The sequence below is a fragment of the Lactobacillus sp. UMNPBX6 genome, from assembly GCF_002553975.1.
Lineage (GTDB): Bacteria > Bacillota > Bacilli > Lactobacillales > Lactobacillaceae > Lactobacillus > Lactobacillus gallinarum.
Genome location: NZ_PCZD01000056.1, coordinates 1 through 10,810, shown reverse-complemented (window position 1 = coordinate 10,810; position 10,810 = coordinate 1). Strand labels below are relative to the sequence as shown.

Here is a 10,810-nt window from a genome sequence, read left to right as displayed (position 1 = left end):
TACCCGTGGTCTAGACTTTCACTAGACTAGATGAAATGTCATGCCCGACACACAAGAAAAAAGATGCTGCCATTACTAAGACAACATCTTTGCTATAAATAGATTTTCTCTTAGTCAAATCAGTCCCTCGATTTCTATTTTTATTATACAACTATCAAGAAACTATTTGACTATTTTAAGACTAACGGTAAAAACAATGTCTTCGCCCTTGTAGCCAACTGAGATCTTGCCACGAAAAGCCTGTACTAACTCGCGTGCCATCGCGAGACCGATGCCAAAGCCGCCTTTTTTAGAATTATGCGATTCATCTTCTCGATAAAATCTTTCAAAAAAGTGAGTATAATTTTTGTTTTTGCCTTCTTTATAAGTATTGCTGATACGCAAAACAGCATTCTTGCTCAAAGGACTCTTGGATAATTCCACTCTAATTCTGCCATGTGGATCACAATATTTTCTAGCATTATCAAGCAAAATATTAATGATTTCTGCCAATGAATGCTTTTCAGCAATTACATTTAATCCTTCACGAATAGAAACCTGATATGTCAGGTCATTCTTTTTCATGATCGATTTAAAATCTTGAGTTGATTGTTTAACAATTTTTGAGAAATTAACTTTACTTAAAGTTAATTCTCCCATTTCACCCGCTCTAGCTAATGAAATTAATCGATTAACTAATTTAGTTAGCTTATCAACCTGTTCTTTGGTACTTTGATTCCATTCCGAGTCATTACCTAACATTTCTTCCATTTCGGCATTAGCAGAAATCACCGCTAAAGGTGTCTTCAGCTCATGCCCCGCATTAGTAATAAATTCCTGCTGCTTGTGATATGTATCAATAATCGGCTTAATTGCTCTGCGAGAAACTAAGATTAGCACTAATGCGAATACAATTAATGCGCCAATTCCTAAAACCACTGCCACTCTGAACATCAACCAAAAACGATTATAAATTAAGGTCTCATTTAAAAAGACGATTAAAGTTTGACCAGCTGAATCTTTGGTAACTCTATAAGCATACTGATTTTGTCCCGCCTTAATATTTCCTTGCTTATTATGTTCAGCCAATGTTCTGCGAGTAATATCAGCAATTTCAGTATTTTTAATCTTATAAACGTTATTGTTATTAATAACCTTAACTTGATGGCTAGCATCAACTGTTACGGCAAAATAGCGATATTGATAAACAGCTTCAGGATTATATTTTCCCGCTAAAAAATTTCGATTAATTAAGTCATCCTGATTGCCAAAAGCCGGCTGCGCATTATGCGGTGAAAGATGACCCTCATTTTTTACTAAAGCGGTCAAAACTCGATTAACTTCATTTTGATTTTGAATACGAGTAATTCCTACCAAACTACCTAGTGTAATTAACAAAACTATCAATAAAGCAGCGACAGAAGCACCAATAAATTTCCAGCGAAATTTTTGAATCATCTTATCACCTACTTAACTAAGCTATAATTACCATCTTTTATTCCGTTAATCTTCACAGAACTTTGAATTGATTGCAATTTTTGTCTTAAATAGGAGACATATATCCAAACTATGTCGCTGTTTGCATCTTCGTCATTGCGCCATACGTGGCTAAGTAATTCTTCAGTCGATAATTCTTTTCCTTCATTCAAAATAAAGTAATCCATCAACTGCGTTTCTTGTCCATTTAACCGAATGGAATTATGACTCACTAATTCTTGTTCAGACACATTCAGAGTAACATCACCAACGCTCACTTCATTAGGAGTAAAGTCATCCTCTCTTCTCTCCTTTGAACGCAGTCTAGCCAGCAATTCTTTTAATGAGAATGGTTTAGTTATATAATCGTCTGCCCCACTATCAAGGCCAGTTACTCGATCATCAATTTCTGACTTTGCGGTAAGCATTAAAATATATGACTTATCACCACTTTTTCTAATTTTTTTTAAAGCGGTAATTCCATCCATTACCGGCATCATAATGTCCAAGATAATGACATCATATGAATTTTCCTTAGTGTGTTCAACGGCTTTTAAGCCATTATCGACAGGATCAACTTCATAACCTGCCTTTTGCATGGCAACAGTTAATACTCTGAGTAGTTGTGGTTCATCTTCTGCGACTAAAATCTTCATTAAATAATCAATCCCCTTCTCTAATCAATTGTCTGATGGTTTGCATACTAATGTCACAAGATGCCAATTCATCAGCAACTCTTTTCAGTTCTTTACCAATCATTTCTGGATTCTTGATTTGATGTTTATACTTCATTTCATGCTCTAAGCTTGCCCAAGTATCCATGGCAATTGTTCTTAATTGTACTTCGACAAAATAATGTCCTGGAATATTACCATCGACATCTTGCTCGGGAACCATTACATCTAAAATCATATGATAAGAACGATAACCATTAGGTTTAGCATTAGTAATATAATCTTTTTCTTTCACTACACTAACGTTGTCCCATTTTTTAATAGCTGCAATGCAAGTGTAGATATCATCGACAAAATTGCAGATGATACGTAAACCAACGCTATCTCGATTTTCCCTTAAGGCAGAATTGGGCGTAAGTGGTAATCCCTTCCGTTGGCATTTATCTTCCATGCTCTTTTCGCTTTTAACTCGACCACGCAAGTGTTCATAAAGTCTTTCGTGATACTTTTTTTCATAATTTTGATTTAAAGTAGTAAATTGCTCCGTCATTTGTTTAAGCAATTTATCTAAAACAGGGGTATATTCTCCGTAAATATTCAACATTTATCCCTTCTTCCTATATTCATCATAACAATGAAATTTGACTTTTCTTTGAAGGAACAATTATTAAGGAATTAAGATTACAAATGAAAAAGCATACATCGAATAATTATCGACATATGCTTTTTAAATTGAGAGAGAGTAAGAGAAAGGGTTTAGAATTTTATCTGTTCACCATTCACTAGCACTTGATAAGTTAAATCTTTCAAGTTTGCAACTAGTTCAGCTTTTCTAGTTTGTTCTTTATTCATACGGACGATTCGAATTTCATTTTCATTAGGAGTAGAAATATCAATTGAACCATTCAAGTCAAATGCAGCTTCTGTATTTCTAAAAGTGAAGAGCTTGAGTAATGATGCAACAACCGGACGTTGAATTTCTTTTTCAATCTCTGCTTTGCTGTAATAATGACGGTTGATATTTCTACCTTCTTTAGTTTCTTCCAGCAATTTAATATCATTCTTGCCAGCTAGCATCCCTACATAATAAACTTGTGGAATGCCTGGTGCAAAGACTTGCAAGAGTCGTGCCATGAAGTACTTTTGATCATCATCACCAAGAGCTGAATAAAACGTAGTATTGATTTGATAAATGTCTAAGTTATGATATTCAGCACTAGAATACTTCTTCTTAACGTTGGCACCAACTTTATATAGCTCTTGACTGGTATAGTCGATCTCCTCAGGAGAAAGGATATCACGCGCATCAACTACACCAATGCCGTCATGGGTATCCAAAGTAGTAAATTGTTTCATTGGACACTTTTTGAGCCAGGCTGCTAAACGATTAGAATTACCAGAATAAAGTGAGTAAAGAGTTACCATTGGCAAAGCAAAATCATAGATAAAGTAGCCATGCTTAGCAATCTTGAATGGCATTGAATAATGCTCATGAATTTCCGGTAAAATGGTTGCACCCTCGTCTGCAATATCGTCTTGAACTTGCTTCAATAAATCCCAGATTTCTGGTTCAACGAAGAAATCATTGGTATCAAGTTTCTTAACTGCATAAGCAAAGGCATCTAAGCGAATAATATCTGCCCCATGTTTAATTAGGCTAATCAAAGTATCTTTGATAAACTTTTGAGTTACTTTTTGACGAACATCCAAATCAATTTGTTCAGGTCCAAAAGTGTTCCATAACTTCTCTTTGGTACCATCGGCAAAGGTTATTTCCTGATAAGGCGCACGGTCCTTACGCTTATAAATTAAATCAACATCAGCTTGAGTAGGACGGCCTTCAGGCCAAAACTTGTCCCAGCTAAGAAACAGCTTGGCATATGGACTTTTGTCTTTGTGCTCTTGAAAATCCTGATAATATTTAGATTGTCTAGAAATATGGTTAATCATGAAGTCAAACATCAAGTAATATTTTTCACCTAATGCTTCAACCTGAGCCCAATCACCAAACTTAGGGTCTACTGTAGTGTAATCAGTTGGCGCAAAACCGCGGTCACCAGTTGAGGGAAAGAATGGCAACAAGTGAATGCCACCAACTGCACCTTTTAAGTCATTTTCTAAAACTTCGTTTAATTCTGTTAAATTTTTACCCAAGCTATCTGGATAAGTAATTAGCATGACCTTATTTGTAATTGCCATAATTTACTCCTATTTTATTGCTTTGAAGTAGTACATATAAGCCTTAAAGTCACCATGTTCAACTGGATCATAGATACCCATATTCATCAATTCGTCGCCGCCATAAACTTGGTGCGTTCTTTGATCTTCATATTGTTTATTTGGATCAAGACCAATTAGCTTAGTCTTAGTGAAATATGGTTGTGCACTTGCCATCACTTTTACCGTTGATAAAATTACTTCGTTTTTATCAGGTGAAACTGTTTCCCAAGCACATTGATTGCTGGTTTGAGCGGATTTCAAGCGGTAGAACTTACCAAATTGAGTAACTTTTCTAATCTTCTTGTATTCTGCCACCTGCTTTGCGACAGCTTCACGATCTTCCTCATTCATCTTAGTTAAATCAAGTTCATAACCAAGATCACCCCACATGGCAACAACGCCACGGGTATTAAATGGAGTAATTCTGCCATTTTGTTCATTAGGACTAACTGAAACGTGAGAAGTCATCATTGATTGCGGGTAAACCAAACTTGTACCATATTGAATGGTTAAACGATCAATTGCATCGCTATCATCACTAGCCCAGATTTGTGGGTCATAGTAAGCCATACCGGCATCAAATCTACCGCCACCGCCTGAGCAGCCTTCAATTAACAGATCTGGATGAGCATCAACTATTCTTTCAAGTAAATCATAAAGACCTAATACATAACGGTGGTAAACTTCACCTTGACGATTAGCTGGTAAATCAGCTTCATAGATATCTGATAAGTGACGATTCATGTCCCACTTAATATAGTCAATCTTGCCTGATCCCAAGATCTTTTCCATTTGGTTATAAATATTGTCGCGTACTTCCTTGCGTCCCAAGTCAAGCAAGTATTGATTTCTGGATGGACTTGGTTTTCTGCCAGGAACATGCATCAAATAATCTGGATGTTCTTTGTAAAGATCAGAATCATATGAAATCATTTCAGGTTCAAACCATAGACCAAATTTCATCCCTTGATCGTGAACATAATCTGCAAAATGTCCTAAACCATTTGGAAACTTCTTTTTATAAACTTTCCAATCACCTAATGAAGTATTATCGTCATCACGATGACCAAACCAGCCATCATCTAAAACGAACATCTCAATGCCAAGCTTCTTAGCATCATCTACAATAGTCTTTAACTTATCTTCATTAAAATCAAAGTAGGTTGCTTCCCAGTTATTAACTAAGATTGGACGTACTTCATTCTTGTATTTACTACGAATAATTCGATCATGAATCAAGCTATGGAATGCTTGACTCATCTTGTTTAAACCTTGATCTGAGTAAACCATCAAGACTTCTGGAGTTTGGAATTCATCCCCAGCAGGTAGTTGCCAGTTAAAGTTGAAATCATTAATACCAACATTAACATGAGTCTGAGCAAATTGATCTTTTTCAACTTCAAACTTATGATTACCAGAGTAAACAAAGGCAAAACCATAAGCATCCCCATTAAATTCATTGGTATCTGGATCAACTAAAGCCAAGAATGGATTCATTTGGTGACTGGAAGTACCGCGGTGACTAGAAAAGACGTGAATACCTTGGTTAATGTGTTCGCGATCCACTCTTCTTTCATGGGCGTGAGCACCCGGTAAAGTAATTGAATCAAAGTTGCGATCGACAAAATCAAGCTGCATTGAAGCAACTTTTTCAATATTGACTGTTTCATCGCCTGAATTTTTAACCTTTACTGATCTTACAATTACAGGACGATCACGGTAGATGGTGTACAATAAGTCAAAATCAAGCTTAGTCTTTTGATCCTCAAGAGTAATGATCAAAGTTTGAGCTTCATTATTATCCTTTACCCATGAATGAGGCAATCCTTTCAAGTCCGGCTTACCATCCACAATTTGGTAATCCTTGTAAGTTAAAAACAAAGCATTAGAACCATCTTTTTGGCGGACAACCGCAGCTGGCGTATGATAATCCATTTCGCCTGCTGTACTATATTCCTTAGGTAAAGAATCGCGAGAAAAAGTTCTATCTAATGAGCCAGGTAAGTTACCGGAAAAACCACGATCGACTCTTGGGTAACGCAATTCATCATGATAATTATTTACTTTTTTACCGAAGTATAAATGACAAAGCGTATCGCCATCTTCTACTGAAAGAAGATATGAAATTTGCTCATTATGAAGATGAAAGACTTTATTCTTTTCGTCGAAAGTAATTAATTCTTCTGCCATAATTTTTCTCCTATTTAGCTTCAACTTTTTCTTTAGCTGCCAAAGTCATGACTTTATCTTCTGCCTTGACCTCAGTACCTGCCTTAGCTGTTAATTTAATATTTTCAAATTCATTTGAGTTAGTAACTACTACAATTACAGTATCATCAAGTCCAGCCTTCTTAATAGTTGGATCCCAGAATTCGATTAATTCTTGGCCCTTCTTAACTTTTTGACCTTCTTCAACATATGAGACAAAGCCAGTACCCTTTAATTTAACGGTGCCAAGACCAATGTGAATTAATAATACTAATCCATTATCACCAACAAGACCAACTGCGTGTCTAGTAGTAAAGACCTGACGAACAGTTGCGTCAAATGGTGCTAATACTCGACCATCTTCTGGCTTAATTGCAAAGCCTTGGCCAACAGAGCCACTTGAGAATGTTTGATCGTTAACTTCTGATAAATTCATTAACTTACCAGCAATTGGAGTAGCTAATTCAATTTGACCAGTAGCTGACTTAGCAGCATCTTGATCGCCAGCATACTTCTTACCCCAAGTTTTTTCAAGTTCAGCAACAATTTCTGCGTGCTTTTGTTCACTTAAGATGACCTTAGTAGCAAAGATAATAATCGCAATAACAAGCATTACGGCTGGTACAGCAAACATCATCAACTTAAAGTTCATCTTACCAGCAGCGGTAATTGATGCGGCTGTTGCACCTGTAGTCATACCTGCCATGATGGCAATTTGACCAACAACACCGTTAGAAACGGCACCACCGAATTTATCGATCAATGGACGAACTGACAAAGCAAGTGATTCGTCACGGTGACCAAGTTTTAATTGACCATATTCAACAGAGTCGGTAATAATCATTAAAACGATCAAGAAGACCATTTGTTGTGGGAAACCGAATAATGATGCAGCAAGTAAAACTAATGGAAGATTGCTACCTGCAAAAGCAAAGATTCCCATTGCACAAAGCATTACAACTAAGCAACTTGTGAAAAGTGCTTTACGACTCATTCTCTTAGACAAGATCGGGAACAATGATGTTGCAATAATACCTAATAAAATGTTAATGGTTGAAAAAATTGAGAATGCCTTTGGCATACCCATAATGTAAGTGAAGTAGTAGACTTCAAGAGAGTTGGTAATGTTAATACCAATACCGTAGAATAAGTAAGCTAAAGCTACCCACATTAATTGGTCGTTACCAGATAATGCTTTAAAGATACCAACGATACCTTTAGTATCTTTTTTATTCTTACGAATATCACTGTTTACTTCACGAGTGAATAAACCAACACACCAAGCAGAAACAAATGCGATACCACAAATGATTGCTGCAAAAATAAACCAACCTCTGTCATCACCAGTTGAAGTAGCTTTGGCTGAGAAGAAGATTACAGCTGGCATAACTAGGATACCAACTAAACCACCACCGACAGTTGAACCAACACGAGCATAAGTAGCTGTCTTTTCACGTTCACGTGAATCAGTAGTTAATGATGGAAGCATTGACCAAAAGCCGACATCCTTAAATGAATAGAAGATATCCATGGTGATATACAAAACACCAAAGACAATCATGTATAAGATAGCATTCTTTTGATACAAACCACCTAGGTTAGTAAATAACATTAAAAGAATGACTGCAGAGATTGAACCACCAACTACAACCCATGGACGGAAGTGACCCCAACGAGTTTTAGTACGGTCAATCGCATTACCGATAAATGGGTCAATGAATAATTCTACAATTCTTAAACCCATGATAATCAATGTCACGATACTGATCATTTTGGCATCTTCTGCCGCATTACCAGTATTAAACAAGTGTGACGTAATAAACATAATTAAATATCCTGATAACAATCCATAGAATGAATCATTACCAAAGGCACCAAAACTATAAGCTAGTCGTGCGCCTATTGACATTTTTCCTTGATCTTTTTTCATCAGATCTTTCCCCCTCTATAGCGTTCATGTATTCGCTTTCATTATAGTTATTATTATCTGTCAGAGAAGAATTTTTAACCATAGCACTGTCATCACGATTTATGTCATTATTTTTAATGAACATAAAAACATGCTTAATTCACCAATCAGTGATATCATTGTATTATATAGCAAAGCTAAAGACATAAAGACATGTATAAATAGTAAAATTGAGGCATTTTTATGGATGGATCATACAGAGCATTAAGCAATAAAAGCTTAGAAAGCAATATTTTATTCTGGGGACAAGAAAATTGTGCGCCTAATTATACTTTTAAAGGCAATAATGTACGTGATAACTATGTTATTCACTACATTCAACGAGGCAAGGGAACTTTTGCTTCGGCAAATCACTCCATGGTTACCTTGCAAGCTGGGGATGTGTTTATTCTTCCTAAAGGCGTACCCTGCTTTTATCAAGCAGATAGTAAAGAGCCTTGGAGTTATTTTTGGTTAGGATTATCCGGTATTAAAATTAGAGCGATGCTTTCAGACTCAATTTTATCTACGCAAAATTATTTAAGGCAGGTTCAGGACAGCAAATTTTGTCAGAGCCTGCAGAATTTATTTGAGGCCGCACATTCACCTAGCTCTCTTACTAATGACATACTGATCGAAGCTTTGCTTTATTACACTTTTTACAATTTGAATATTGAATATCCTACCAAGAGAAGAAAGAATTCAGCCACTAAGGACGAGCAATTGCGTGCTGCTATTACTTATTTAAGACAAAACTTCGAAGATTCATCTCTGTCAATCATTGATCTTTGCAACAAGATGGATCTTTCTCGCAGTTATCTTTATACTCTTTTTAAAAACAATCTAGGGCTTTCTCCACAACAATTTTTGATCAATTTACGGATGGAACAAGCTAAAGAATATCTAGCTAATACTGATAATACGATTCAGGAGATTTCAAGAATTATTGGTTATAATGATGAATTTACCTTTTCAAAGGCATTCAAGAAGTATTCTGGCTTCAGTCCAAAAATCTATCGCCAAAGTTTGACGAAATAAAAAGATTGGAAATCATTTGGTTTCCAATCTTTTTTACTTATTGATTCTCCATTATTTATCTTTCTCAGCTTCAGCAGGCGTGTTAACTGGCGTTAATTTTGGACCAGCAACATATTCAAAGTCTTCAACTTTCAAATAGAAGTCGTTAATTCTAGGGTCCGATCCAATGCCTTTCCTCTCTTTATTAACAAAGAATTGCATGTAGTCATTATTCTTTATCCGATAGAACAACTTTACTTTCTTGCTACTTGGAACGTAAATATATTTTAGTTCTTTAACAATTATTGGATAATATCCAGCTTGATTGTAATTAGTAGCTTTTAAGAACTTGTCGTCATACTCTTGTTCACCATGACTATTGTAAATCGCAGCCTTGGTAATTCCCGGCTTTGCCTGAATAGTTGTATTCTTTTGATTAAAAACATTAACCGGTTCAATATGACGTTTGACATCAACTTCGGAGACACGTCCCCAAAACCAATCATCCTTGGTTCCTTTAACATGGTAGAAAACTGAATCTCCAACTCCTGTTTTGAACCAGAAGTCATCAGGATAGCCGCGGAAAGTTGAAATATACTTATCAACTACTAGTTTCTTACCTTTTTTATAGTAACGTCCACTTTCACGATTAGAATTTCTATTGACGATTTGCTGACCGCTCTTCAAAACAACGGTAGTCTCTTTCTTATCGACGTAAATCGGCTTACCATCAAGATAGCGCACATTATTTGCCTTGATATAGCGATTCTTGCCAATGCGGTAGTATTGTTTACCATGAATTGTCTTATACTTTAACCAAAAACGATGCCGCTTTTGCCAAGAAACAAATTTAATACCGGAGGAAGACAAGTACTCAGAATAAAACTTTTTAGGAGAATTAATTTCTTCAAATTTACCAGGTACTTCTAGAGTAGTATTCTTTTTTATTGTTTTTGCCTTTTTACGTTGGCCTTTATAATTGTACACATATGAATTATGATCGATAGTCAAATTGGCTGGACCATTTGGCAAGCCAACATTTTTAGCATTAATATAATAACCATTACCAATGCTGTAATACATCTTAATATCGCCGTTACTAGTCTGAGACGAAGTACCAATATATGTTTTCAAAGGAGTTGGCTTACCATAATATTTAAGAACCAATGTCATTAAGTTAAGACATTGACAATTAAGGGTGCTTTTTTAGAGATCGAATCATTTGGATTCGATCTCTTTTTTTGTATAAAATAAAGGCGAAAAGACCTGCCTTTTCGCCTATCTTATA

At 35.8% G+C, this 10,810-nt stretch carries 8 protein-coding genes; 1 reads left to right on the top strand and 7 read right to left on the bottom strand.

Annotation, left to right across the window (positions count from 1 at the left end):
- Positions 1 to 162: 162 nt before the first annotated feature.
- The 6 genes from CP357_RS08345 to CP357_RS08320 all read right to left on the bottom strand — a co-directional run bounded on the left by CP357_RS08345 (position 163) and on the right by CP357_RS08320 (position 8,487).
- The gene (locus CP357_RS08345; protein ID WP_098037044.1) at positions 163 to 1,437 is read right to left on the bottom strand and encodes a cell wall metabolism sensor histidine kinase WalK; all 1,275 of its coding nucleotides are present in this window, start codon (positions 1,435 to 1,437) and stop codon (positions 163 to 165) included.
- Positions 1,438 to 1,445: 8 nt separating this feature from the next.
- Positions 1,446 to 2,111: a response regulator transcription factor gene (locus CP357_RS08340; RefSeq protein ID WP_087236317.1), complete on the bottom strand. Its 666-nt coding sequence runs from the start codon at positions 2,109 to 2,111 to the stop codon at positions 1,446 to 1,448.
- Between the two features lie 7 nt (positions 2,112 to 2,118).
- The gene (locus CP357_RS08335; RefSeq protein ID WP_198995871.1) at positions 2,119 to 2,730 is read right to left on the bottom strand and encodes a GTP pyrophosphokinase family protein; all 612 of its coding nucleotides are present in this window, start codon (positions 2,728 to 2,730) and stop codon (positions 2,119 to 2,121) included.
- A gap of 155 nt (positions 2,731 to 2,885) precedes the next feature.
- Positions 2,886 to 4,328: a sucrose phosphorylase gene (gene gtfA, locus CP357_RS08330; RefSeq protein ID WP_098037042.1), complete on the bottom strand. Its 1,443-nt coding sequence runs from the start codon at positions 4,326 to 4,328 to the stop codon at positions 2,886 to 2,888.
- 9 nt (positions 4,329 to 4,337) lie between these two features.
- Positions 4,338 to 6,539 carry an alpha-galactosidase gene (locus tag CP357_RS08325; RefSeq protein ID WP_098037041.1) on the bottom strand — a complete coding sequence of 734 codons (2,202 nt, stop codon included), beginning with the start codon at positions 6,537 to 6,539 and terminating at the stop codon, positions 4,338 to 4,340.
- 10 nt (positions 6,540 to 6,549) lie between these two features.
- Positions 6,550 to 8,487: a PTS sugar transporter subunit IIA gene (locus CP357_RS08320; protein WP_098037040.1), complete on the bottom strand. Its 1,938-nt coding sequence runs from the start codon at positions 8,485 to 8,487 to the stop codon at positions 6,550 to 6,552.
- A gap of 222 nt (positions 8,488 to 8,709) precedes the next feature.
- Between CP357_RS08320 and CP357_RS08315 the strand changes: the two genes are divergently transcribed.
- A complete protein-coding gene (locus tag CP357_RS08315; protein ID WP_056945528.1) occupies positions 8,710 to 9,543 on the top strand; it encodes an AraC family transcriptional regulator in 834 nt (277 codons plus the stop codon).
- Positions 9,544 to 9,594: 51 nt separating this feature from the next.
- Here the strand turns inward: CP357_RS08315 and CP357_RS08310 are convergent, their stop codons facing one another.
- Positions 9,595 to 10,656 carry an SLAP domain-containing protein gene (locus tag CP357_RS08310; protein WP_158227265.1) on the bottom strand — a complete coding sequence of 354 codons (1,062 nt, stop codon included), beginning with the start codon at positions 10,654 to 10,656 and terminating at the stop codon, positions 9,595 to 9,597.
- Positions 10,657 to 10,810: the final 154 nt, after the last annotated feature.